The organism is Cytobacillus sp. FSL R5-0569 (genome assembly GCF_038007265.1).
Lineage (GTDB): Bacteria > Bacillota > Bacilli > Bacillales > Cytobacillaceae > Cytobacillus > Cytobacillus kochii.
Map to the genome: position 1 here is coordinate 1 of NZ_JBBOWW010000002.1, position 26,141 is coordinate 26,141.

The following is a 26,141-nucleotide window of genomic DNA, read 5'->3' on the forward strand; positions in this document are numbered from 1 at the left end:
TCATATCTTTCGTTACGACTAATTCAGCATCTTTTTGACGTTCTTCTCTGTTATCGTCTCTTACATCATAAATGGAGTAAATAAACGTATTAACTGCATCGGTGATTTGTTCAAACTCATTTTCTTGATGTTCCTCATCTAACCCTTGATTAGACGTCTCTAAAAGGGCTATTTGATTGTCTTTTTGCTTAATAGTTGCTTGTAATTTGTCTATCTGCTCTAACTGGTTATCATACACACGAAAGCCCACAAACACCCCTACAACAACCACAATCCCTATTAAAAGAACGGCCGTTTTTAAAATTAGATCACTTTTCAATGTTTTTCCTCCTTATAGACCTAGATATGATTTAGGGTCTTGGAAACCGCCGTATTGCTCGGTTCTAAATTCAAGGTGCAAATGAGGTCCTGTACTGTCTCCCGTAGAGCCACACACCGCTATTTGTTGTCCTGCCTTTACGTTTTGACCTTGTTTTACACTGTTGGAGCTACTATGGGCATAAGCTGTAAATAAATCAGGTGCATGCTGTAAAATAACAATATTTCCGTATCCGTTTTGCACTCCTGAAAACACTACGCTACCATCTGCCACCGCATTTATTGGTGTAACATGGTTAATGCAAGCAAAATCAATCCCTTTATGTGAATGCTGTTCACCTGTAATCGGGTGGTACCTTGTGCCAAAATCCGAAGTCATGTTCATACCGTCTACTGGTGAAACAAAATTACCGCCTATAACGACCGTTGAACCGCCATAATTATAATAAGAGAAAACAGCATCCACATAGCCAATATCACCATAACAGGCACCTGTCGCTGCTGATTCAGGGCGAATACACGAATAGTTTCCTGTATGTTTAACCTTTTGATATTGCATGCGTGAAAATTCAATAGCAACTTCTTTACTGTATCCGCCACGATCTAATGCGTAAGGGATAAACCCTAAACCGAAATTATATGATTGAACCGCTAATTTGACGTCTCCCTCGGCTTTTTTTAGTGTCTCTGCGAAATATTTAACACCTTGCTCTATTGATTCCTCTGGCGTCTGTATACATCCTATAGAGCCACACAAGCTCTCTGATGACTGCATAGGGTCATTTCCGCGACCTCCACTTTCTTGCATCATCATTGCAAGGATAATACCGCTATATTCAGCAATATCATATTCTCTGGCTAGACTTTCTACTAAACCTTGATATTGCATTACCTCTGCACTTACGTTAGTAACAATTCCTTCACCTATATTATCAGGGGTTTTTGTATTAAAAACTGAATCGGCAACAACCATAATGAGAAATACTAACGCAAATAATGCACCTAAGATTAATAGAACAGGGAGACCGTATTTAAGAAATAAAGCTAAGGCTGTTGCCTTAGCTTTTAGTTCTACAGCTTCTTTCAGCAATTCCACCCCTCCTTGTTTATTTCGCTCTCTGATTCAGTCGTGTTGATTGATTCAAGCGACCTCCTGATTCCTGATTTTCTTTCGGTGCCACTCTTTTTGATGATTCTTGATTTCTTCTTTCAGGTTGTTCTGTTTTTGATTGTTTAGGAGGTTGATAGTTTTGTTGTGATCTTGATGAATTTACCGATTGATTTCTTCCGTTGACTTTCCCAGTTGAATTGCCTGATTTCTTATTTGATGGATTTGAAGGTTTATTTTCTACCTTCCTATTAGAGCTATTTACTGGCTTTTCACTTGATTTCTTTCCTGATGAATGGCTATTTCCTTTTTGATTAATAGCATTAACTGATGACGCTTTACGTTTAGGGCTAGAATGTACTGCGTTTGTTTTATGGCTGTTTGCTGTCTTTTCATTATTTGCTGAAGCATGATTACCGCCTGAAGGCGATTCACCTCTAAGGTGAGTAACTACCGCACTTCTCGCTTGGCTTAATTTTGAATTTGATGGTTGTTTTTCACTAGCTGTTGCAACTTCTTTTTCCGCTGCACGCTCCCCTGAATTTCCTTCGTAAATATTTCTTTCAGATGATTCGCCAAGTTGTTGCTCTTTAAAGCGATTTGTCGCTTCTTTAGTCGCTGTTTTAGCACCCTCATTAATGTTTCTTAGATTACTCCCAGCCGTTGAAGCAACATTCTTAGACTTCTCACTTAGATTCGTGCCAGCCTTCTTCATTGCACTGATAGAAGCTCCTGCACCCTGTTTCATTTTGTCTCTTAAAGCTCTGCCTTTATTTAATTGATTCATTCTCTTATTTGATGTCGACAATTTAGGTTTTCTATTCATTCTTGGCAAATGACCGCCACCCATATCATCAACACTTAGGCTAGCACCTTCAATAATGTTCATGACAGCTTGGCGTTTAGTATATAAGAAAATGGTAGCCACGCTCATGATGATTTGAATAAAGATACGATAGTAAAGGTCATCTGTTGAATTGGTCATGTCATATCCAAGCGAAATGAAGCTTACAGCGACTAGAGCAAAGAACATAACAACTCCCTTAAACAAAATGAGTAACCCTAATGCTCTGGCATATTTTCCTACTACTGTTTCAAAGGAAGGAAAGATTGACATAAAAATGGCAAATGGCGCTAGTAACAACATGACCACAAAGCCGAATTGCAACATGATTCTTAATAATGCGATAAAGAAGAATACAACTCCCTGAATAATCGTTGACAGTAACATGACTAAAATGTAACCAGACTGCTTGAATCCATTGCCAGCAAATATATTTAAATTGTTATATTCTTCATATTCGTTTTGTGCGATATCTTCTCTTTCAGCTATCCCATCTTCTGTTTGTGGGTTTGCTTCTAAATAAGCGCTGATTCGTTGTTCATCTTCTGCAAGAATAGTTGATTCATCAGTTGTACCGTATTGCAAGAGAAGGTATGGCTTATAGATCAGAGCGTCAAACACCTTATTTTCTAAAGCTACAGCTGTGCTGTTCATGTTATCAGCGTCAAAATCATCATCACCTGTAAGAGATGGGTTTACATTCATAACCATATTTTCAACTTCTATAGAAAGCCCATTAGCTAAACTAATATAATCAAAGCGTTCTGAGGAAATAGAAAACAATAGGGCTAAACTGATTACTACTAGTGAGGTAAGTTTGATAAATGCTTGCCAACTTTGCTGAATGTAAGCCTTAATTATGATGCCAATTGAGAATATTGCTAACGCAAATGTTCCGAATGTAGAAAGCAAACCGTTAGCAACTGCCGACGTTATCCCTCGAACCGCATCAATCGTAATTTCTACTATATCCAAGCTAAACATTTGAAAAACAACCATTAATACCACCTTGGATAAGACGAGATTTATCATCCAAACAAACCCTTTAATGGTTGAAGCGATAGAATTGACAGTTCCCTCTCCAAACTCATACCAACTGTCATCAGAATAACTCATTAATTCATAAGCCGATTCATCATGCTTTTCAGATTCTCTTTCTTCTGTATTCGTTTCTGCATAAGCCACATAGGAAGAAGCTCCGAATAAAGTCATTATTACTAAAAATACTGTAATAAATTTTTTCAAAACGCTGTCCTCCCTCCCTTATCTTTTAATACTCATAACACCCAATATCTTCATAAACCGTATATCTTTTAGTAGCTCCATCAACTACATAATCATCTGAACTCATTCGGTGTTTATATTGATGTTCCCCATCGCTAGTTTGCCAAGAAACGGTGTATAAATCAGTATGGCCAAACTCCTCTTTTCCATTTTGAACAACTGCACAAAGTTGAACTAATTCAATATCTTCTTCCTTATATCCACCATTTTTAATATTTGCTATTTCTTGCGCTTTTTCATTAACACCTTTTTGAATTTTTTCGCCATCTAACCCCAAAGGGCTGTTACTGCCCCCACAAGCTGTTAGAATCAACCCTAGACTTAAAATACTTGCTGTTAAACGTTTCATTTTATCCCCTCCTGATTATCTGCTTTCTTCTAGTTGTACAGCTTCTGAATCTTTATTGGTGGTTTTAAAGGCGTCAAACCATTCCTCAAACAACACATCATGAGCAATCGCTTGTGTTCGACCTAAATAATCTTGAAAGAGACACATGCCTGATTTTAGGTAATTTACAATGTTGATGTTTTGTTGATTTTCCTCTAGATCAAAGAATCTAAGAATAGGGATGATGGAATCATCTGATTTTGGTCTGAATGCAAATTTCACGCCTATTTGTTCTTTAATTTCCTCTGTATTCACATCATTGTAAGCCTGTGTAACTAATACAATATCGGTACGAAGCGACCGACCAGTACGCAACATTTCATTGATAAGTGATTCACCATTTTTAGACTTTGTTAATGTCCACGCTTCATCAAAGATAATCATTGCTTCTTCTTCTGGATTACGACTAAACGTGTTTACATATTTAGATATGGACATCATCAAGCAAAGTCCTATTCGCTGTTCATCTGTCATTTCCTCTGCTTCTGGAAGGCTTAAACCCTGCATACCTAAAACATTAACCTGTCTTTTGAAATCCAGCCCCTTGCTAGTCTTATCACCGAATAACATTCTACCCATTCCAAATTTGTAACGACCAATATCTTTGGCTAACGTAGGGTTGCTTTTCTTAAGGCGTTCAAGTGCGCCTGACATACTAGGTTTCTTTTCTTCGTTCACTTCATCAATAACAGCATCAAATATTGAAACACTTTCATCACGACCACTGATACTACCAGCTAAAGTATTAAATATCATTGTCGCTGTCTGTATCGCTTTATCACCATCTAAAAAAACAAGTGGATCCAGTGCACCATGAAATTCTTCTTCCTCTGATAAATGAATGAAATTGATTCGCTCATACAGTTCACGAAATTCAGGAATATGGCCATTCTTCTTTAAGGATTCTTTGTAATAACGTTGGAACTCATTTTTCGGGTCAATATATAACACCTTAGTTCCGAAAAAAGTGGACCATGTAAAGAAATTTTTGACAAGCATCGACTTACCGCTTCCTGGTGGTCCAGTGATAAGAATATTACCATTTGTATGAGCAGCGCCTTTTAAAGCTTTCTTTGTGAGTAGGGGATTGAATATAACAATGTTGTTATTAATCTCTCTTGCTTGCTGAACATTTGAAAGCTTTCGGTTGGTGGTCACTTTACCTAAATACATTCCATAGCGATTACCTATTTTGTTTGTCAGTTCCATTCCTGATTGGGCTAAATATGTTTCATCTACTACCTGTTCAAAATAGCGATAATCTAATTCAGATGCTGGAAGCGACTGAGCGAATAAAGTCATTTGGTCAACAACAGGGCGAACAATTTTAAATCCTGTATTCTTAAAAAGATTATTTAAAGCTTCTATTTTGGTTTCTAATCCTTCTTTTGACCGGTCAGCCACAACCAATGTAAAGGTCATAAATAAAATTTTACGACTATTGTCTTTCACATCATCTAATAAATTCTCTAAGCGACCTGATGCCAGTTCAACCACTACATCTTCATCAACTGTTCTTGTAGAAGCAATCTCCGAATCAAAGTTCTTGAATCGTCTCTTCAACTTCCGAACCTGTCGGATATTTTGTTCATTTTGTTTGAAATCGTATCGAATTTGCATTTCTAGAGGAAAGTCTAATTGTTCGTAGATGCTTTGTATAAAACGAAAACCTTCAATACTTGCAGGCATTTCTTGAAAAGGGAGAAAACAAAGGTACTCGGTATAGCCTTCGTGGCTTACTGTCATATAACTGTGTGTGTTCCGAATAATTCCTTCTGTGAGGTTATATTGACCATCGGGTATTTCGAACCCATCAGATGTACGGTGAAACATATAGTAAATTAACCGATCTAATTCCTCCCCTTCTACACGTTCAATTTCTTTTGCATAAGAGACTCTATCAATAAACGATTGTTCTTGCTTCTCGTAATGTTCTAAGTCATTTTCAATATCTGTTTCAGCGTTCATCACTTTTGATATATCTTCTTGTAATCTTTTCATGAACTTTTTAAATAGGTCTGCTACATCAGTAGTTACGACTTTATCTGACTTATTGATCTGTACAAGAACGTAAACATCATATTCATGTAAAAACACTTCATCATTCAAAATGTCCGCTGCTCTTGTAAAATACTTCTCACCAATATCAGAGAATTCCCCACTTACAATGTCTCTCTTGATTACTTCCGTAAATTTCATGAAATCGAATCGTTTCGGGATAATCATTAAATGATACTCATATTCTTCATTTGAAAGAAAATCGGCTGTACTATCCACATATTGACGATATTCGCTGTCGCTATTCAATCGTAATGATTGGGCTTTTAAACGATAAACGGAATACACTTGTTTACTGGTGTTGAAAATCATATTTTTATGACGGTAGGCAATTGGGTTTTGTAACTGTTTCATAGGCTTTTTCAACGCTCCCAATCACTGCACCTCCTTTGTTATTCTTTCTAAAGGCTCAAACTCTAAATCTGTATCATATTGATTCAATGGCACTTCTTCAAAGTGCTCGAACGCTTTATTTTTGGTTTGATAAAAATTCATTCTATCCTTAATGAAAGGTATCACTGGTTTATAATCATATTTCATACTGAAAACCACGAAACTGATAACAGCTGGTACACAAACGAGAATAACTAGCCAATTACTCATGAGAAAACGAAGAGTACCAGATTGAAAGGAAGCACCAAAAACAGAAAACATTAAAATCATTAACAGGATAACTACACCTGCGACAACCATCTTTCTTACTTCAATACCGTTAGCAAATTCTATCTTGCCAATGTTGTATATTTTAATAGGGTACTTATATTCTTTCGTGAAATTTTCACCCTTCATTCTTTCACCTCCCATCAAGAGGGGAAAACCCTCTTGACGATTTAACTAAAAATCGTGTTGCCTAATGCTTTAGCCAATTCCTCAAATTGTGGACCAAAGAATACAACAATCAGACAGAACAACCCTAAAACTAACCCCGAGAAAAATTGACCCCAATCTTCTCTTGTATAAGCGATAAGCGCTCGAACAACCATAATCAGCAAAATAATAAACCCAATCTGCGAAATAAGATTCCTCGTTACCTCTTGAAAGTTAAAATCCATATTTGACACGCTCCTTTTTAATGAATGGATTGAACGAATAAACGCCCATTTTCCTCATGAATTGTCAGTTCGTAAAAGTATCTATTAGATAAAGCTGTTTCTTGTTCTCGAAAGGTGACATTCACACGAACTGTATAAATATCATGGTTTTTTACAGCTTCTGAGATCTTGTGTTCCTCGTAAACTTTATTGGTTAGTCCTTTATTCAAGTCACCCATGAAGGCTAACTTTTCATCAGATATACCAAATGAAGTAAAGAAATCGGTAAGAAACGGATTGAATGCTCCTATTTCTTTAGAAGTAACTTCTTCCCCATCTAGCTCAGTTACTTCATGTTGAATGCTTGATTTGACGTTACTACTAGTGAGACTAGGGTTATTTGTTACTGCAAAACCCTCGCCATCTGTAATAACAGGAACAGCCATTTCAACTTGGTGATTTGTAACATGGTCTTGATTTTCCTTCACTTTTTCAATTACTTCTTTTTTGTCCTTTCCTTTCCCCTTGGTTTTCTTGACTTCTTTCTCCACCTCTTTTACTTGTGTAATATCATAAGCAATCCTATAAAAGACAACTGCTTCATGGCTACTTCTGCGTTCCATATCTAGAAAAGTAATAGATTTAGTTGTACGACTTCCGATAAATTCAGAAGTATCTTCGAGGTTATTAACATCAAACCCAGCTACAAAGTACCCTTTCAAATCATCAGTTCTTTGTTCTCTTCCTTCTTCTTCTGCTGGAAGGTTAATATACTTCCGAACAAATTCATCACCATAGACAACTAATCTTTGAGACTCTATAAGGCTTCCTTTCTCCACTCCCTTCATTTGCTCATCTATCTCGTTGTAAGAAGCCTGAACCGTATTTCTGATGCTCTGAACCTTCGTGAAGTGAATAACGTTGAAAAGAAGTGATATACCCATAACACCAAAAACAAGAATACTTGCAATTTTCCGAGTTTTTTTCTTAGAAAAAGACAACGCTCTTTTATCCTTTATTGAAGAAGGTTTATCTCCTTTATCCTTCTTTTCTTTCATTGCTTTAATTAACTTTTTCACCGAGACTCACCATCCTTTTTTAGTCCAACAAGAGGATGTCGAACATAGACAATTTCCGGTTCTACTACCATCGATAATCCATTTTTATCTTTGGCTGCTTTTCTAGCAATCAGAAACTGGCCAGAGCGCAAATCTCTTATTTCATCAGGGCTTATTTTGAATTTATTAACCTTACGAACTGTACCGGCTTCTCTCATCATCTCTTTACGATTCAGTGGGCCCTTTCCTTCCGTGGTAGTTGTCATATCGTTATCTTTAAAAGTACCAAGTACATTTGCCCAACTTTCAATTTCATCAGGCAAGTTTGTATGACCAACTGCAAAGGTATTGGTATTACCAGTAATCCGTTTTGCTAGTGTAGGACTCACATCATCTAAATCAGCTACTAGTTGGGTAGCTATACAACAATGAAACCCTGCTGACCTCGATTTATTGACGGTATCTACAATCTTGTCATTTGCGTAAACACTAAATTCATCATAAATTGCTAATAATGGTTGGTCTTTTTGCTTTGTTCGATTTCGATAGGAAACCAAATAATTGAGGTCTAATATTAAAAAGCGAGCAATCTTCTTAATATAAGAATCATATATAGTGCCATCAAAGGAGACGAATAAAGCTTCTTTATGATCACTAAGAGAAATAAGGTCTAAAGCATCCTCTTTTTCCTCAAATAAATGTCCTAGTTCGCTATCCAACAATAAATGTATTTGTGTTCTTACAGATGCGGCGTTTTCAAAGAGATACATTTCACCTTCTTCTGATGATTCGTATCGCCCAAAAATGCGCTCGGTGTGCTTTTTAGCCCGCTTACTGGGCTCTTTAACAGTTTTTTTAGATTGATTCAGTTTCTTGGGTCCAGCTTCTGTATCTTCCGAAGCCACCGCAACCTCTGAATCATCTAAAAAACCCCCAAAGGATATCTCTTCTTTTGATTCGTCTACTGGTTCAGATTGAACCTCCACCTCGACAACATCATTTACTAAGACATTTTGTATATTTTTCGGATTTAAATAATAAGCAAATGTTTGAAGGTCTCTTTTAAAACCATAATCATCAATAAACTGAATAATCGCTTGAACTAAAGATGTAGATATTTCACTATAATATTTACTTTCTGTTTCAACTAGTTCTTTCAATTTATCTGTGATGACTGTGGCATTTCCGTACCTAAGAGGATTATATGTGAGGGTTTCTTGATCGCTGAATACTTTGAGGTCTTTCCTGTACGCTTTACAAACACCTTTTACTTCTTCGATTGTTTCTAAGGAACCTTTTCCATCAATAAAAATCATTGGATAGTTCTTTGCTAGTGCATACTCTACATAATTGAGAAGATAAATTGTTTTACCTCCACCAGTTGTTGCTACTACGAAATGATGCTGATTAATTTCAGAAAATCCTAATCTATACGGTTTTCCGCTTTCTGTAATACCCAATAATACTTCTTCAAATGTGCCATCTTTTCGCCATTGTTCTTGAACCTTCGCGTTAATCTTATTGCGGTTCTTTTTAACTTTCTGATATTGTCCAGATACTTTGAATTTATCTCTCCGATCTTCCTTAGATGTAACTTTCTTTTTACGAAAGATTTCACTGTACAAATATAAACCATAGGAGATTGGTAAACCACCGCTTATATACATGATATAAGACGCTCTAGACAGTTCTAAGGGATTACTAAATAATTCTCCTATAAAACTCATGTCAACTGGCAAAACGCCATACAAACCAAGATAAACACCAGGATTAGAAACAAATCCTAAAATCAATATCCCTAAACCCAAAATAGATAAAGCCAAATGTATTTTAGGTCTTTTTAAAATCCTAAACAAAATATAAATCGGTATAGAGAAAACAACTAATGGAAAAACACATACAATCGCTACTATTAGCGCAACACCTAGTCCTAAATCCTTTCCAATATCATTCTCCTTATTTTTTTGCAACAGACATCAACCTTTCAATCAGTTCTAATTGCAATGAGTCTGGTCTGAAATTTTCCTGTTTCGCTACTTCTGTAACAACCTCTTTAATATGCTGTGATTCACATAAATAACGAACTTTGACATACCTCCCAGACAAAATTTCGTTCGTATACATCGCAAACTTTTTAATATATCGTTTTCTAGATTTTTGTGTAAGTTCCACTTCATGAGCAATTTTTTGACCATTTTCGATCACAACAAAATCAGGAATACGATCAGGAATACTTTTTAACTTTGTCGTATTTTGTCTATCCGCTTTGCTAAAATTTTGCTCTAAATACAAACTTCTTAATTCTCTTTCTGTAATAAACTCAAAATACTTATTTTGTTTAGCAGCTATATATTTTAATGCCAACAAACAATCATTCATCATTAACTGATGATTCAAATTACCATAACTAATTTTCGTGAAAGGTGTTAATTGACTCCCCAAAAATTCTACACCAGATGGTTTCATATGTAGAATAAGAGTTCTTCCAATCTTTTCTTCACCAATAAGACCTAACTTAAGAAGTTTTGGTTTAGTATTATAAATTGTTACATGACTGATACTCCCAATTAAATATTCGCTAAGCTGTGCCGAAGTAATAACACCAAAACGATCAATTGCCTGTAATACCTGAAGCTGTTTTTCTCCTAGTAATTTACTAATCTCAAACTCCCCCTAAATATCATCTCCTTACTATTTTAGTAGAAAACACTGATACTTTCATTAAAACAATACACACCATATTTCCTATTTTAAAAACTTTCGCAACTATATAAAGTATAGTAATTTTCATAAAACGATACTTCAATATTTCAAAATTTACACCACCCTCTATACTTTTAATATCATGTTCCTATTTTCAACTCTCTTACGGTTTTCCCTAATCCTAGATCTTTTCTTAGACTTTCTCTTTTTCTTTTTATGCAATTGACTATAAGCTGTTATCTTTAAAAATAATTTAATTAAATAATCCTATAATTACCATATCATACCCAATATTCTTACATCTATCATACTTAATTACTATTTTTTCCAGCCCGCCTGCCCAATGTTCTCCTGACCTCACACAAAAAGATGTTGCTTGTGTGAGGTCAGGAGATTTAAGTAGCGATAGCGGATTAAAAATTGAGCAGGCGGGCATGGTTTTAGGAAAATATTCAAATATTGTACTTTAATTTCACAAAATCCGTTTTTAAACCTTAATTTAATCGTAATTAAAGTTTTTTTAAAATATTACCCACTCTTATTTCAAATAAAGTATGTAGACTATCTATAGAATTATACAATCATCTAGCCTCAACCAAAAATGAAATATAGATAATCATACCGAACTATTAAAAAATTCTGTATAACTTAAAATCACACTAAAATTCACTGTCATTAACGAAAGCTTGTTCATAATCAAAAATCCCCAGCTGAAATTTCCCAAAACCTCCAATAAACCTAAAACATAAAAAGATCAGACTAATAAAAAATAGTAAAATAGAGAATAAAATACTAAAAAAAATTAAAGCAAAATTAAACCTTTAAATAACTTCTCACTAAAAAGTAAAGAAAGGAGAATATAGATATGTAATGGCAGACTGGCTTATTAATTTAAGAAATGAGTTCTGGGGGCGAAGCTCCCGAGAGATCTAAGCTTTCTACCTCCTTTAACCATTTTTCTTTTTGTAACAATTGAATAGATGGTTTTGCTCTTGTTATATCTGGCGACAATTCATCAAAATAGTGTTCTTGTTTTTTATTATTCTTCCTAAGTAGCAATATGTGTTTCATTAACATAGATTGCGTTGTTATTTGTGTATATGCAGCGCGGCCCTTCCCCACTGTTCTTTTAACAATCTTTCTCGATTTCTTTATTAATTCTTTTAAGGAAGACAAAGCCAGACCAAATAGATTGGCCAGCTCTTTCAAAGAACCGGTTAAAAAAGGTTTTTCCGATGATGTCCGCTCTTCCAGTATTTCTACAATGTCTTCTTCCCATTCATGATAATGAGAGCGTACTCTCTCTTCCCTCGGCTTTTTAAACTTATACCAGCCTTCTCTCCCTTCATATTGCACACCTCGCGTCCACAACTCTAATAGACCCTCAACGTATGAACGTTTTGGACCCTGGTATTTCCCTGAATAAGCACTATTAAGTATACGTTGGAATTCATGGTGTGATAATGGTTTCACTAGATTACTATTGAATTGATCTAATTCATCATAAGCAACTTCATATTTACGTCCACTGGCATAGTTAGCTAAAGCTAGGGTCATAATTGCATTATTACGACTAGCTGCTGTATATCCCTTATCAATATGCCGTGATTGAATGAGTCCTCGATACCAATCGCTCTCAATAATCAAAGAATGTGTTGTTTGTTCTGGGTAAATCACATGGAATTGTGCCTTTTTTTGCTTCTTTTCATAGTTTACTGACCACTGAATCAATGCTTTCGTTGATGTAGCTTCAGGATAAAAATCTATAATATTATCTTCCTTTGGCATACGATAAAACCCAAAAGGAACACAGGCTGTATCTATAGGTGCATATGCTTTTAAAGCTTGTCTCATATTTTCAGAGATTCTTTCTGCAATACGTAAAGATTTATAATTTTGTTGGTGATGGATATAAAACGGTGTATCTAAAATAAAGAATAATTGATACCCTCGTGGTGTTTCTAATAATAAATTGGGTCTTGGTAATCCTTGTTCTTCACAACCCATGTATAAACCATATAAATCAATCTCTTTACTATCAATATCCATGCCAAACACATGAACTTGCTTTAAATTAGTGCGTTCATGCCCTTTAATAATCCGTCTCTTAAAATCGTAATACGTCCCACCTCTATAGGTATTTGGTGTCCAATGTGTCACATGTTGATAACGATCCGCCAGCATTTCATAAGAAGTAATAATGTAGCCCTTTCCTTGGGTTAAATCTTCCTTTGTAGGGGAGACAAAAACCATGCCCTTTTGAAATGGTGCATTTTTTAACGATTGTTCATAACCTTCTTGGACATGGTGCATTTCTTTGGAACCTTTTTTCCTATACACACGTAAATCATGGTGAGTCATCATATGTAATATGTCCATCACATTATATTTATGTTGCACTTGCTCGTTAAACACGACACATTTCACCTTCCTTCGTCCATACGCACCATTTGAATAAACAGACACCAAAAGTAATGCGAAATTTGTTGAATTAAGTATACAAAAGTGACACTGTTGAAAATGGCCTTCTCTAAGAGAAAATGCACCAAAATACAAAAACCCTTGAGCCTTAGAGCTACAAGGGTTTAAAAAAAAATTAGATTTTTTTTATTATGCACATTCCGCGAACTTTTCGCATCAAAAATGTGATGAAAATGCACCAAATACATAATGGGGGTCCTATTTAAATTTCATCTAAACCTATTTAAATCAACGATTTCTTTGTATATTGTTAAAATTGCAGGGGGGCACATCCCGAACTCTTTTTTGCACCATGGTGCATTTTCGGGGGACACATCCCGCGAAAATGTGGTGCATATTCTATTAAATAATAAGAATCATGTCGAAGTATTAAGAGAGCACACTGGAAATTTAAGTATTTTAATATAGAAATTAAAGAAATCAATACTGATTTATTGGCTATTTATCTAACTTTTATATTATTTACCAATATTTATGTGAGGTATTTATATAGGTACACACATTCCGCGAAAAAAGTCGATGCCATGTTACATTTCTGTATCAAAAGGGGGACATATTCCGCGAAACAGCATAATAAAAGCACCACCCCTTCACGCCTATTTGTTTTTTATTGAGTGGTGCATTTGTTCGTTAAAGGGGGGCACACTCCGCGAAATAGAGAAATTGGTGCATTTTTCTCCACAAATGCACCACTCTTGTTATAATAGATTTAATTTGGTACATCTCAAATGTAAATCTGCATCAATAAATATCGATTTGACTGGAGGTATGTATATGGATTATCAACAAATACCAGATACCATGATGCTACCCTTACCCTACATAAAAATAGCTATATTTGAGGAAACGAAAGCATTATTTGATGATCGTCCTCATGTCCTATCCAAATGGAAATCCGTCGCTTATAATGAGCACACTACACTAAATGAGGAACAAAGCTTGAGTTTTCATGCATTATACAAGCTCATTACAAATGGCTTCTTCCCTTCTGAGACTCTTAATAAGAGTATGATTAAACAAGTAGTGCAAAATTATGAAAAAATTATTCATACGATGTTACATAATTACATCATACAAGAGTTTCCTCATGAAGAAGTCAATAAGAGTATGAATCAGGAAACAATTGAAGATGTACAAGAAAATCAGTATTTGTTAATGAATATGGATGCTGAATTAAACCTGTTGCGAGATATTGTTTCCAAGAACAAACCCTTTACTTCTGATGAGTCAGGATTACTTTCTACTGAAATCATTGATAATAAGGGGAATATTCGAGGACTTGCAGAGATTCGACCAGCTAATCATCAAGTCCCTTCTCTTACAACTGATCAGGAAAAACTCTGGATCAACTTAATCGAATCAACTCTCAGTTCCTTAGATGAGATGACTGCCGATCTTTTTGATCTCATTACCTATCTATGGATGTCTTCCCCCAAAAATAATGAGGGTTATATCGAATTCCATAGCAATGATGCGCTGCAATTACGTAATATAAAAGCACGTTCTACAAGCAAAGATGAACTTGATTACCGTGAGGAAGATCGCTTTAATATCATGAAGCGCGTCGCAGCTCTATCTAGTATATGGGTGTCATTAAACGATGAACAGATTAAAGTCGTAGATATGCAAAACCTTGATAATAGAGATTTGTATACATTTAAAGACTTTCAACGAATGTTTGAAGTTGGAAAAATGCGTGTTGCCTATGATAAAAGATCTGGAGAGCCAAAAGGCATCTATGCACTTGAAATCAGGCCCTCTTCTATTCTCACACCTTATTTAGAAAGAGAAAAGCCATCGATTGGATTGCTTGATTTAAAAGTGTTTCAGTACAACCATTACACCCAGAGGTTACATAAACGGATGATTCGTTATTTAAGCTATCAATGGAAAATACGTATCACAAAGAAGAATTTACAACAACCATTCAAAATCTCTACGCTATTAAATATCCTTGATATCTCTTCTAGATATAACGGGGTACAAAAAAGAGATCTATTTGAGAGTGTATTAGATGATTTGCAAAGAGACCAAATTATTGGCACTTGGACATATACAGAAACCATTGATGAAGCTCGAATTGGAAAGACCAATTGGTTCAAAGGCTACTGGAGCAAATTACAAGTTAGGATTCTACCCACAGAAGAACTCTTACAAAACAATCGAAATATTACAGAATTCGCCTCAAAACTAAGGGAAAAAAGTATTATTGAACATTTTTACCAGATGAACACAAATGGAAACACCTATGAGTTAACGACACAAGAAATGGCCGTTACCACTGAAAGCACGCCTATAGTCAAACCAAAGATTCAATCAAAACCACTAAACTTCGAACAACAACAAATGCAATTTGTAGAAGAAATAGTATTAACACCTGATTCTGTAAAAAAAGCGATGAAGGACCGTAAAATGAGTATACGTCAATCAGCTGAGGAAATTGGTATTTCACATACTACTCTTTCTAGATATCTGCGTGGGGAAATTAAAAGGCAGAACAAGAAAAATGATGAAAAGATTCTTAAGTGGCTACAAATAAATCATAATTGAAGAAGTTTATCAGCCAAATTAAAAAGTCGATTCCTAAAACATGCAGGAGTTCGACTTTTTTAGTGTGAAATTTAATTTTTGCATACAAAACGCATACATTTATTTGACTATTGTATGCGTTTTGCATACAATAGTTTTATAGATAAACTATCTAATTGAGGAGGAAAATACCAAATGGCTAGATTAGCATCCATTGATATTGGTAATGACGCTGTAAAAGGATTCCTAGGAGACTTTGATACAAGAATATACATACCCAATGTAATCGCCGAAGTACAAGACCGTGAAATTGTAGAAATGGAAAAGAATGTTCTAAGTGCTTTACATGTAGAAATTACATCATCAGCACTTAAAAAGAAAAATGGTAGTTTTTCTGTTGGAAAACTTGCTTCAAAATATCCTAATAACGATGAATTAACGCCTGAACAGGACAAATCTGATACAGATCAACCAATTGTAATGTTATTAACCACCCTTGCTTATGATGCTGCTCAGAACCTAAATGACGATGAAGGAATCATTGAAGCAACGTATTACTTAAGTACCGGCCTTCCGTTAGATGAGACCAAACATGGAAAAGCGAAAGCTTTCCGCAAAAAGTTAAAAAGCTCTCAACATGAAGTGAAGTTCTTAAAAACCCCTACTCTTGAAGGGAAAACTGTTCGTATTAAGTTCGAACAAGTTCTTGTAAATACAGAAGGATTCGCTGCATTTGTGGATTTAACAACAAACAATGATGGTTCAACAAAAAATGAAGACTTAATGGGAAAAACCATCCTTATTAACGATATAGGTGGTCTTTCAACAGATTCTGCAATCATTACTGCTGAAGCTGAGGTAGATAATGAATACAGTAATGGCATAAAAAAAGGTGTATCAACGTATTTAGACGATATTATCCGTAAGGTGTACTCAAAACACAAATACACCATTAAAAGCCGCCGTACTCTAGTAGAAATCATTACAAACGAAGACCCGGAACAACAATATCACATTTGGGTAAATGGAAATCGTGTATCCATTAAGGAAATTATCGATGAGGAATTAACCATCTTAGCTAAAGAAGAATATAAATTAATTAAAGAAATGTGGCGCAATGTACCAGAAATCCGCCTATCCTATCAAATTGGTGGTGGTTCACTAGTCTTAAAGCCGTATTTACTTGAAATCAATCAATCAGAAACGAACTTCCCTCTTCGCTTTGTAACGGCAGATGATAGTGTTTGGATGATTGCAAGAGCTTATTATAAGATTTTACTTATGTACTTACAAAGCAAAGGAATCCAGATTGAAGCAGCAGCAACTAAAGAGTGATTAGCCCTATGGAACCCTTTAAACCTGGGAAAACCATATCGTTTCGCTTACCTGCTGACACCCCTTTATATGTAAGTTCTTATCTATCAGAGCGTAAAGAAGAACTTGGACGAAAATTCAGTAGTGATATGGCCCATATCTTTGTATCTGCCCTATCTCACAAAATATTAAATAATGAAGATCAAAAACAGTTATCCATCCCTCTTCCGGATGGATTAACCCTAGAACAAGAAAATTGGCTAAAAAGCCCACATACGAAGTCATTAATTAGTCAAATGCTCTATCAAATCATTACAAAACCTGGTGTCCCTTACGAAATTCATTCGGAACCTACAAGACTTCCGATTACACCAGAACCAGAAAAGGTTACTTTTCAAACAAACGATATGATACAAAGTTTTGCCCAAAAGACATTTTTAGACTTTGATGACGATGATGATTAACCCCCTCTTGGGGGTTTTTTAACACATATAAACTACATGTAACTCACAGACTACTTATTCCCTACAATAATCCCTTATTATGAAACTTACTTATTCCTTTAATAAATTTATCTTTAAATGTATAATAAATATGATTATAAGGTGTGAACCGCACCACATACATTTATTAGTCTATTTAATTTCAATCCACACTCATAAATAATGCTCCACTGCTTGTTTACATAACAAAATACACAAAATTGTAAGTTACATGTACTTTATATTCAACATGTAGCGAAAAACATAGCCTCATATGTTGATTATATATAACTCATACACAATCGATAGTGTATGTGTGAAATACATGTAACAAAAAACCACATTCCACACGTAAGATACACTCAACATATAAAGTTCAATTGACGCTTTACATATAACTAATAAAATACATGTGGATTACATTTATAATAATATAGGGAGGTATATAATAGAGATGAAAAAACATTGGAAAATAAGTGAATTCGTAGATGAATTAAATACATATTTAAAAGACAAGAGTGTTCATATGAATACTGTAATTGGATGGTTTAACCGTTTAGAGAAAGATAGAATTCATTCCATACAAAGAACCCAAGAGACAAATGAAAAAGTGTACGATGAACTGGACTTAAAAATGGCACTTTTTATTAGAGCTAGAAGAGAAGAAGGGTGGTCCATTACTGCCATTTTTAATGATCTTTCTAATCACTTTGACACAAGGGATTTCCCTTTAACAGAGGAAGCTACCACACCAGCACAATTTAACTTTAATGAATTAAAAAAACAAATAATGGCTGAAGTCAAAGAAGTTTATGAAGAAATAGCTGCTACCCAAACAGAAGAACTGAGAGAACAATATGAAAAGTTGTTAACCCAAGCACCCCAACCACCAACAGAACAGGAAATGAAACAACAGAACTTCGAAGTGGTCATGTTACATAAGAAGGTTGAAATGACTTTAGAGAAAGAGGCTTTAAAGCAATGGAAAGCACTACCTGAAGATCAACGAATGAGAAGGGTAGGCTTCTTTAGAAAAGAAGCTGACTATGAAAAGAAAGCAGAATTCATTCGAGATTTTATAAATGAAAATTTTGAAGAACAACTGCAGAAAGAAATGAACATAAAAAACAGATAAAAGGAAAGAGAACCATTTTTTCTCTTTCCTTTTTAGGCCTTTATAATATGTCTTGTAAACTCAGTAAAATCATCTAAATGACGTTCAATAATTTCTTTCATAATATCTAAATTCAACGATTGATAATCATGTACGGCAATATTTCTAAAACCAACCATTGCTTTTAAACGTCGAGCAATTGGCTCATCAATCATTTGATGTTCTTCCAACATATCAAAAGCATCTCGACTTGTTTGAGGTAAGCCTAATTTCTCCTCTGAAACAACATGCATGGCTAAGTCAATAGCCGCTTCACATGCCCTTTGAATATTCAAGATAATGGAATCCTGTTTTGTATAATCTTGTAGATTACTAGGATCATGATTATAAACTTCTTTTATACGATTGATACAGCGTTCAATCGTACTTACCTTATTTAAAATGACATCACTTTTCATATATGGACCCACTCTCATCGATTTTATCTAATACGATTTTTCTTTCTTCATTTAACTTCGCATACATGCTCAGAGCAATCATACGTTGCTCTTTATATAGTTCTTCATCTTGAGCATAAATCAACTGTCCAGAGGAAAAGATTTGTGCTTTAAATACAGTAGACACCTCTTTTATATTCACGAGGTCTACATCCATCTGAAGAAAGCTTGCTAATTCTTGCGCAACAATAAATTTTTCATAAGAAGTGGGGGAGTCATCATTATTACAAAAAAATGCTATATCAATATCACTGTCCGCGCGATTGATTCCTTTCGCAAAAGAGCCAAATACAATAATAAATGAAGGATTCCATCTAGTCATTAAACATTCACGTATTTGTTGAAAAAGCGCTTGATTCATCCTTCAACACTCCCTCATCTCATTTACTTTTATTATACCAGTTGACTTTGAGGGAAACAAACTGCGAATCAATATTTTCTCTGATGTGACTTTGGAATATGCATTTATCTGAGCAAATCATTTAATTTTCACACTTACTAATTTAGATTGAGCAGCCACACCATTTTCTTTTTCTATTTCTTCATTTTTCGGTTCTTCAATATCTAGTTTTATCTACTTTTGGTTATCATTTTAGGAACCAACCATAACAGTAATTCTGCACCAAAATAAGGTCTTGTAGGAGTTGTCTCATGTATGTTTTACTAAGTAGTTGTAGCAGTGGAATAAACTTTGATAATAATGAAGTTACAAAAAAACTCCATTTTGAAAAAAGATTGAATCAAAATGGAGTAATACTTTTAAATTTCTATGTATTTTTTATAAAAAAGATTGATCATTTCAATTTGCTTTATGCCGCAAATGCTAACCGCAACAGTTTTAACATTTGCAAACCATTAAATGGTTCCCATCAGGGTCTTTAAAATTAAACCATTGGTTATGCTCAATTTCTGTTGTTAATTCGACATTCTTACCCTTCATATACTCATATGCTTGTTCTATATTATTAGTATTCAAATGAAAAGGTGGAGTTTTGAAAATATTATCCTCTGAATAAATCTTGCTATCTAATACAATTCCCGTTCCGTTCATAGGTACTATATACAAATGACCAAATAATATTTCCCCATCTGCTGATAAACCTAATATGTTACAATACCATTTACGAGCTTCTTCAATGTTGCTTACGGGAATAAACACCGTACCAACTTGATTTAAAATAGGGTTCATAGATTACCTCCAAATTTAACTATATAGGTTTAATTCGTCATATATTAAATATCCCCTTCTTGTTGGATTATAATCTCTGCATTGATTCTTGAAACAGCAAAATTGACATTATGTGTTAAATATACAAATGTACAATCCTTCCTTTCTCCCTCCAATTTATCCCAAATCAAATTACACAAAGCTAAAATTAATATGATTATCTGGCTCATCAAGTACAATATAAATTAAAGATTTAGCTATAAGATCATGTGAGATATAATAAAAAAATCGCCTTTTCACCATCACTCATCCAATTAAAATCAGATTTATCTCTATTAATTAAATTTTCAAGATATAAAGATGTATTATCAATTTCTAACTATCTGTGTTCAATTAGTATTCCATATTTTAACGGCTCGCACTTTTAAACTATCAAAGCACACATTTTAGGTAGGGTTAATTATAGTTTCATAAGGTACACCTGGTTAAAATAGCCTTAGCAAAAGAGGTTATTAGACAATGGGATGCACTACCTGAAGATCAACGTATGAAAAGGGTAGGTTTCAAAAGAAGAATTTATTCGAGAAAATTTCATTACAAATTTTGAGGAAAAACTAAAAATCACAATGAATATCGATAACAGAGGGTAAAAAAGAGTAGCCTTCTCCATAATACGGTATCTGTAGTTAAGACATTCAAAAAAGGGTAAAGGAGATAAAAAATAATTATCAAAACAAGCTCCTTTTAAATACTGCCTTTTTCGCTTCCGACAGATGTTTGTCCTTAGCTGTACGCTGTTTGATAACTTTCAATAAGTAGGCGGTAGTTTGGCATTGTCTCAATTATAGATTCTACTCTTAGGGTCCAAACGATCCAAATAGCTATCGAATTTGAAATAGGTATTAAGGCGTTTCCTACATAGTTTCTGTTTTTATTTAACTCATCTAGAGTTATTGTTACAGATTAACTCTTTTATCATTTTTTTCTTGTTTTATGAAGGGTTAATCACTATACAAAGCCTGTTATGGGTTTCCTTTTTGAGGAAATTAAAAAATGTTATTGATATTAACTAACAAAATTATTATAATTAATTGTATTAAATTATATGGAAGTATAAGTAATGTTAAATTGCTTATCTCTATGCCTTTTTATATTTATAATGGTGAGATTGATAACAAGTAGAATAAACTGCTTAGATATTAGCCCACCATAAAATAGTGTGTGTAAAGTTAGTATGCACACTATTTTATGGTGGGCTTTTTATTTTGGAAAAGGAGCGTTTAAATTGTCTGAATTAGTAAAAGTGAAGTTAAATGGAGAAGAACGCGAAGTGAAAAAGGGCACACGTATTCTCGATTATCTTCTGCGTCAAGGAATAGAGCACCCCCATATCTGTTATTCAGAGGTATTAGGTCCAATACAAACGTGTGATACTTGTATGTGTGAGATTGATGGAAAAATTATGAGAGCGTGTTCTACGGAAATGGAAGAAGGAATGAATATATTGACTTCCTCAGAACTATCCAAAGATGCCCAAACAGAAGCAATGGACCGTATTTTGGAGAATCACTTACTTTATTGTACAGTGTGCGACAATAATAACGGGAATTGTCGTGTGCATAATACAGCGGAGTTTTTAGAAATTGAACATCAAACACGTCCATTCAGAGAAAAAGGATATGAAGTAGATACGTCTCATCCTTTTTATCGCTACGACCCGAATCAATGTATTCTTTGTGGACGTTGTGTGGAGGTTTGCCAAGATTTACAAGTGAATGAGACCTTAACAATTGATTGGGAGCGAGACATTCCACGTGTTATGTGGGATGAGGGGGTATCCATCAATGAATCATCATGTGTTTCTTGCGGCCAATGTGCAACAGTTTGTCCATGTAACGCACTCATGGAGAAATCAATGATTGGTGAAGCTGGATTTATGACCGCAATACCCAATGACTTATTAAGCCCAATGGTTGATTTAATAAAAGAGGTTGAACCGGATTATAAAACCATTTTTGCACTATCTGAAGTAGAAGCAGCAATGAGGGAGACGCGGACAAAAAAAACCAAAACTGTTTGTACATTTTGTGGAGTTGGATGTTCATTTGAAGTATGGACAAAAGGTCGGGAAATTTTAAAAATTGAACCAACTGAAAATGGACCTGTAAATAGTGTCTCTACTTGTGTTAAAGGAAAATTTGGGTGGGATTTTGTAAATAGTGAGCAACGATTAACAACTCCATTAATCCGAAAAGGAGATGCATTTGTCCCTGCAACATGGGATGAAGCCTTAACATTGATTGCAGAGAAAATGGGTAAGATTAAACAGAACTATGGAGGTAGCCGAATAGGATTTGTAAGTTCTTCCAAAACAACGAACGAAGACTCCTATTTAATGCAAAAGTTAGCCCGTCAAGTATTCGAATCTAATAATATTGACAACTGTTCACGATATTGTCAGTCACCCGCCACAGATGGGCTGCTTGCGACTGTTGGACATGGTGGTGACTCAGGCACAATTAAAGATATTGCTAGCGCAGGTCTTGTTATTATTATCGGAGCCAATCCAACCGAGGGACATCCAGTTCTGGCGACCCGAGTAAAGCGAGCGAAAAAATTAAATGGCCAAAAATTAATTGTTTCCGACCTTAGAAAACATGAAATGGCCGAGCGTTCTGATTTGTTTTTACATCCAAAACAGGGGACTGATTATGTATGGATATCTGCAATTGCCAAATATATGATTGATCAAGGCTGGCATGATGAAAAATTTATTGAAAAACGTGTAAATAAATATAATGAATACCTAAAACTACTTGATAAGTACACACTTGAGTATGCTGAAGAAGTGACTGGCCTATCAAAAGAACAACTTATCGAAACAGCGAAAATGATTCACAAAGCAGATGGAACATGTATTTTGTGGGGAATGGGTGTCACTCAAAACCTTGCTGGATCGCATACATCTGCCGCTATCGCTAATCTTCTCTTAATAACCGGTAACTTTGGGCGTCATGGTGCAGGCGCATATCCTCTTCGCGGCCATAACAATGTTCAAGGGTCTTGTGATATGGGTACCCTTCCACAATGGCTTCCAGGGAATCAGCGTTTATCAGACGAGAAAGCTCGGGCAAAATTTGAAAAAGCATATGGGGTAAAATTGTCAGAAAAACCTGGGTTAACTAACATCGAAATGTTAGAAGCAGTGGAGAAAGACGAATTGAAGGCAATGTATTTAATGGGTGAGGATATGGCATGGGTAGATTCAAATTCCAATCATGTGCATGAAACGCTTAGTAAACTAGAATTCTTTGTCGTGCAGGATGTATTCTTAACTAAAACTGCGCAATTTGCAGATGTTGTCTTACCAGCAGCACCTTCACTTGAAAAGGATGGAACCTTTACAAATACAGAGCGACGTATTCAACGGTTGTATCGAGCACTTGAACCATTAGGGGATTCTAAACCAGATTGGTGGATTATTCAACAGATTGCACAATATATGGGTACTAGATGGAACTATAGTCACCCAGGCGAAATAATGGATGAGATTGCTAGTTTATCTCCTATTTTTGAAGGCGTTTCGTATGAACGGCTTGAAGGATGGAATAGCTTAATATGGCCGGTACAAAAAGATGGAACTGATGAACCGCTTCTTTATACTAAACATTTTAATTTTCCAGACGGAAAAGCTTGTTTTTCTCTAGAGGAATATGTTCCGCCTATTGAGTTTGCAGATGAATTCGACTTGATTTTGAATAATGGAAGGCTGTTAGAACATTTCCATGAAGGAAATATGACTAATAAATCTAAAGGAATTCAGTATAAATTACCTGAAGTATTTGTAGAAGTTTCAATAGAACTTTCCAAAGAGAGAGGCATTAAGGATGGTTCACTTGTACGTCTTGTTTCACCATATGGTGCTATTAAACTCAGTGCAGTAGTAACTGATCGAGTGCGTGGCAAGGAATTATATGTACCACTGCACTCAGTTAGTCATGAAAATGCTATTAATCTATTAACTGGTAGTGTTGGTGATGTTCGGACACAAACTCCTGCCTATAAACAAACTAAAGTAAGAATGGAATTAATAAACCTGAAAGGTAAAAAACCTCTTCCATCATATAATCATCGATATGCAAAGCGAAATCCACAGCATGGTGTTCAGGTGGAGCGTAAATGGGCACGAAAAGATTATGTCCCACTTGCAAATAAGAATGATAAAACAAGGGGGGATGAGTAGTGGCTGAACCAATATCTAAAGTTGCAGAACCTATTTTGACCGAAAACGAAATTCAAAATCAAGCTCTTGAGAAAGTATTACAGGACATAACTAAAAACATTGATGGCATTCAAGAAACAATTAAATTACTTCAAGAACTCCACGATAGTGGAATTCTTGAAGGGGTTACTAGTTTGATAGAAGCTAAAGAGCAAATAGCTAAAATTGTAGTTGGACAAAGTTTACGTCCTCCTGTCACGAATGCGATTAATAATGCAATGGCTGCAGCTGGAATGATAACAGAAATAAATCCTGAAACAACAAAGAAAATGACGGAAAGTTTAACTAAGGGGATTCAAAAAGCTGAAGAGGGACTACAGCTTAATAAAAAAGTAGGTTTATTTGATTTGTTAAAACTTATAAAGGATCCTGACATAAATCGGGTAATGAGGTTTGGAATGGACTTTTTAAAAGGTCTAGGAGAAGGATTGAAGGAAAAGGCGTAAACTTTATTAATATCACCATACAAAAAATAGCTTAGAAAGGTAAATTCAGACCAAAGAAGGAGGGGAGCAATGTCAACAATAAATAAATTTAAAAAAGGAAAATGGTTATTGAAATTTAATCAAAATATGTTAAACCTCTCTTTAATTATTCTAGGTTGTGTTCTAATGTATTTTCTTTTTAGAGAACTGTTTTATATAGTAAATGATACTTTCAACGAAAATAATGATGTACATGATATTCTCGGTAGGGTTTTAGTGTTTTTCTTGTATTTTGGATTTATCACAATGATTGTTGACTATTTTAAGGAGAATTACCATTTTCCTATAAAAAATCTTCTCTATATTGGAATTACAGCGACCATCCGTTTTATCATAGTTAACAATGAACATCCTATACAAAATTTATGGTTATCTTTAGTGGTGTTAGTCCTTATGATTAGTTATTTTTTACCAAACAAAGGGTTGAAAGTTTAATCTATGGAGGGAGAAAGACTTAATGACATTAGAACATCGATTCAATATGATAGTCCGTGAAATACGTAAAGAGTGTGTTGGGAGTGGACCGAGGGAAATCACCACTCGTTTTGTAGGTCCATGGGCAATTAGTGAGATGAAAGGGAATCTGACGAAAGTAGAAAAATTTATGATTGAATCAAAGAAAGGGCATCAGGTGGTCCACGAAGCAAGGACCAGCTTAGTCAAAGAAATATATAATGATATTGAAATGGTGAAAAAGCTTGAGGAATTGGTTCAGGCGAAACTTGTTAGTGTTTTTGCCGATATAAATATCGATTCAGATATTGCGATGACTACTTATGTTTTTAACAAACCTATTATAGTAAATAGGGGAGATAAAAATCAAAATTAATCCTATATCTATATCCTGTATCTTAACTCTAAGGGAATCTAAGATAAAACGAAACTTTAGTCGTGAATGATTGTTGGCCGTATCTGCAAGCTGCGCAGGTGCTTCAGATTTTAAATTAATGAATAAAATACAACCATCACCAGCTTCTAATAATTCATTGAAGGAAAC

The 26,141-nt window shown here is 34.9% G+C and carries 21 protein-coding genes and 1 pseudogene; 8 read left to right on the top strand and 14 right to left on the bottom strand.

Annotated features, from left to right (window positions below; translation table 11 throughout):
- The 11 genes and pseudogenes from MKX78_RS23710 to MKX78_RS23760 form a co-directional block, all read right to left on the bottom strand.
- Positions 1 to 319, bottom strand: a pseudogene (locus MKX78_RS23710) (MerR type regulator); the annotation flags it as partial.
- Between the two features lie 12 nt (positions 320 to 331).
- Positions 332 to 1,408 (bottom strand): lysozyme family protein, encoded by a 1,077-nt coding sequence (locus MKX78_RS23715; protein ID WP_307317432.1) that lies wholly within the window; start codon positions 1,406 to 1,408, stop codon positions 332 to 334.
- Between the two features lie 16 nt (positions 1,409 to 1,424).
- Positions 1,425 to 3,515: a CD3337/EF1877 family mobilome membrane protein gene (locus tag MKX78_RS23720; RefSeq protein WP_307317434.1), complete on the bottom strand. Its 2,091-nt coding sequence runs from the start codon at positions 3,513 to 3,515 to the stop codon at positions 1,425 to 1,427.
- 25 nt (positions 3,516 to 3,540) lie between these two features.
- A complete protein-coding gene (locus MKX78_RS23725; protein ID WP_307317436.1) occupies positions 3,541 to 3,903 on the bottom strand; it encodes a hypothetical protein in 363 nt (120 codons plus the stop codon).
- A gap of 15 nt (positions 3,904 to 3,918) precedes the next feature.
- Positions 3,919 to 6,375 carry an ATP-binding protein gene (locus MKX78_RS23730; RefSeq protein ID WP_307317438.1) on the bottom strand — a complete coding sequence of 819 codons (2,457 nt, stop codon included), beginning with the start codon at positions 6,373 to 6,375 and terminating at the stop codon, positions 3,919 to 3,921.
- On the bottom strand, positions 6,376 to 6,789 hold the full coding sequence (locus MKX78_RS23735; protein ID WP_341052880.1) for a conjugal transfer protein: 414 nt from the start codon (positions 6,787 to 6,789) through the stop codon (positions 6,376 to 6,378). It lies immediately after the preceding gene.
- A 41-nt stretch (positions 6,790 to 6,830) separates the two neighbouring features.
- Positions 6,831 to 7,052, bottom strand: coding sequence for a hypothetical protein (locus MKX78_RS23740; RefSeq protein ID WP_095373710.1), 222 nt, complete (start codon positions 7,050 to 7,052; stop codon positions 6,831 to 6,833).
- 17 nt (positions 7,053 to 7,069) lie between these two features.
- The gene (locus MKX78_RS23745) at positions 7,070 to 8,110 is read right to left on the bottom strand and encodes a conjugal transfer protein (RefSeq protein ID WP_095373709.1); all 1,041 of its coding nucleotides are present in this window, start codon (positions 8,108 to 8,110) and stop codon (positions 7,070 to 7,072) included.
- A complete protein-coding gene (locus tag MKX78_RS23750) occupies positions 8,107 to 10,059 on the bottom strand; it encodes a type IV secretory system conjugative DNA transfer family protein (RefSeq protein WP_095373708.1) in 1,953 nt (650 codons plus the stop codon). Before MKX78_RS23750 ends, MKX78_RS23745 begins: the two co-directional genes overlap by 4 nt.
- Positions 10,046 to 10,531: a hypothetical protein gene (locus MKX78_RS23755; protein ID WP_233435405.1), complete on the bottom strand. Its 486-nt coding sequence runs from the start codon at positions 10,529 to 10,531 to the stop codon at positions 10,046 to 10,048. The genes MKX78_RS23750 and MKX78_RS23755 overlap by 14 nt, the downstream gene beginning before the upstream one ends.
- Before the next feature lie 1,152 nt (positions 10,532 to 11,683).
- On the bottom strand, positions 11,684 to 13,207 hold the full coding sequence (locus tag MKX78_RS23760) for a primase C-terminal domain-containing protein (RefSeq protein ID WP_095373706.1): 1,524 nt from the start codon (positions 13,205 to 13,207) through the stop codon (positions 11,684 to 11,686).
- A gap of 840 nt (positions 13,208 to 14,047) precedes the next feature.
- Here MKX78_RS23760 and MKX78_RS23765 point away from each other — a divergent pair.
- The 4 genes from MKX78_RS23765 to MKX78_RS23780 all read left to right on the top strand — a co-directional run bounded on the left by MKX78_RS23765 (position 14,048) and on the right by MKX78_RS23780 (position 18,733).
- The gene (locus MKX78_RS23765; protein WP_095373705.1) at positions 14,048 to 15,823 is read left to right on the top strand and encodes a helix-turn-helix domain-containing protein; all 1,776 of its coding nucleotides are present in this window, start codon (positions 14,048 to 14,050) and stop codon (positions 15,821 to 15,823) included.
- Positions 15,824 to 15,997: 174 nt separating this feature from the next.
- On the top strand, positions 15,998 to 17,137 hold the full coding sequence (locus tag MKX78_RS23770; protein WP_095373704.1) for a ParM/StbA family protein: 1,140 nt from the start codon (positions 15,998 to 16,000) through the stop codon (positions 17,135 to 17,137).
- A gap of 8 nt (positions 17,138 to 17,145) precedes the next feature.
- Positions 17,146 to 17,580, top strand: a complete 435-nt coding sequence (locus MKX78_RS23775) for a hypothetical protein (RefSeq protein WP_233435404.1) — start codon at positions 17,146 to 17,148, stop codon at positions 17,578 to 17,580.
- 472 nt (positions 17,581 to 18,052) lie between these two features.
- The gene (locus MKX78_RS23780) at positions 18,053 to 18,733 is read left to right on the top strand and encodes a MerR family transcriptional regulator (RefSeq protein ID WP_095373703.1); all 681 of its coding nucleotides are present in this window, start codon (positions 18,053 to 18,055) and stop codon (positions 18,731 to 18,733) included.
- A gap of 32 nt (positions 18,734 to 18,765) precedes the next feature.
- Here MKX78_RS23780 and hepT read toward each other — a convergent pair whose 3' ends face one another.
- From hepT to MKX78_RS23795, 3 genes are all read right to left on the bottom strand, one after another.
- On the bottom strand, positions 18,766 to 19,170 hold the full coding sequence (gene hepT, locus MKX78_RS23785; RefSeq protein ID WP_095373702.1) for a type VII toxin-antitoxin system HepT family RNase toxin: 405 nt from the start codon (positions 19,168 to 19,170) through the stop codon (positions 18,766 to 18,768).
- Positions 19,160 to 19,570, bottom strand: a complete 411-nt coding sequence (mntA, locus tag MKX78_RS23790) for a type VII toxin-antitoxin system MntA family adenylyltransferase antitoxin (protein WP_095373701.1) — start codon at positions 19,568 to 19,570, stop codon at positions 19,160 to 19,162. The genes hepT and mntA overlap by 11 nt, the downstream gene beginning before the upstream one ends.
- Positions 19,571 to 20,047: 477 nt before the next feature.
- The gene (locus MKX78_RS23795) at positions 20,048 to 20,398 is read right to left on the bottom strand and encodes a VOC family protein (RefSeq protein WP_095373700.1); all 351 of its coding nucleotides are present in this window, start codon (positions 20,396 to 20,398) and stop codon (positions 20,048 to 20,050) included.
- 1,264 nt (positions 20,399 to 21,662) lie between these two features.
- Here MKX78_RS23795 and fdhF point away from each other — a divergent pair.
- The 4 genes from fdhF (at position 21,663) to MKX78_RS23815 (ending at position 25,973) form a co-directional block, all read left to right on the top strand.
- The gene (gene fdhF / locus MKX78_RS23800; protein WP_307317452.1) at positions 21,663 to 24,620 is read left to right on the top strand and encodes a formate dehydrogenase subunit alpha; all 2,958 of its coding nucleotides are present in this window, start codon (positions 21,663 to 21,665) and stop codon (positions 24,618 to 24,620) included.
- Complete coding sequence (locus tag MKX78_RS23805) at positions 24,620 to 25,105, top strand: DUF1641 domain-containing protein (protein ID WP_095373813.1); 486 nt, start codon at positions 24,620 to 24,622, stop codon at positions 25,103 to 25,105. Before fdhF ends, MKX78_RS23805 begins: the two co-directional genes overlap by 1 nt.
- Positions 25,106 to 25,174: 69 nt before the next feature.
- Complete coding sequence (locus tag MKX78_RS23810) at positions 25,175 to 25,579, top strand: phosphate-starvation-inducible protein PsiE (RefSeq protein WP_095373812.1); 405 nt, start codon at positions 25,175 to 25,177, stop codon at positions 25,577 to 25,579.
- Positions 25,580 to 25,601: 22 nt separating this feature from the next.
- A complete protein-coding gene (locus MKX78_RS23815) occupies positions 25,602 to 25,973 on the top strand; it encodes a DUF2294 domain-containing protein (RefSeq protein WP_095373811.1) in 372 nt (123 codons plus the stop codon).
- Positions 25,974 to 26,141: the final 168 nt, after the last annotated feature.

Coding starts and splice junctions, on each gene's coding strand:
- MKX78_RS23735 (WP_341052880.1), bottom strand. CDS start 6,789: ATGAAGGGTGAAAATTTCACGAAAGAATATAAGTACCCTATTAAAATA.
- mntA (WP_095373701.1), bottom strand. CDS start 19,570: ATGAATCAAGCGCTTTTTCAACAAATACGTGAATGTTTAATGACTAGA.
- MKX78_RS23765 (WP_095373705.1), top strand. CDS start 14,048: ATGGATTATCAACAAATACCAGATACCATGATGCTACCCTTACCCTAC.
- hepT (WP_095373702.1), bottom strand. CDS start 19,170: ATGAAAAGTGATGTCATTTTAAATAAGGTAAGTACGATTGAACGCTGT.
- MKX78_RS23725 (WP_307317436.1), bottom strand. CDS start 3,903: ATGAAACGTTTAACAGCAAGTATTTTAAGTCTAGGGTTGATTCTAACA.
- MKX78_RS23810 (WP_095373812.1), top strand. CDS start 25,175: ATGTCAACAATAAATAAATTTAAAAAAGGAAAATGGTTATTGAAATTT.
- MKX78_RS23770 (WP_095373704.1), top strand. CDS start 15,998: ATGGCTAGATTAGCATCCATTGATATTGGTAATGACGCTGTAAAAGGA.
- MKX78_RS23740 (WP_095373710.1), bottom strand. CDS start 7,052: ATGGATTTTAACTTTCAAGAGGTAACGAGGAATCTTATTTCGCAGATT.
- MKX78_RS23775 (WP_233435404.1), top strand. CDS start 17,146: ATGGAACCCTTTAAACCTGGGAAAACCATATCGTTTCGCTTACCTGCT.
- MKX78_RS23795 (WP_095373700.1), bottom strand. CDS start 20,398: ATGAACCCTATTTTAAATCAAGTTGGTACGGTGTTTATTCCCGTAAGC.
- MKX78_RS23780 (WP_095373703.1), top strand. CDS start 18,053: ATGAAAAAACATTGGAAAATAAGTGAATTCGTAGATGAATTAAATACA.
- MKX78_RS23815 (WP_095373811.1), top strand. CDS start 25,602: ATGACATTAGAACATCGATTCAATATGATAGTCCGTGAAATACGTAAA.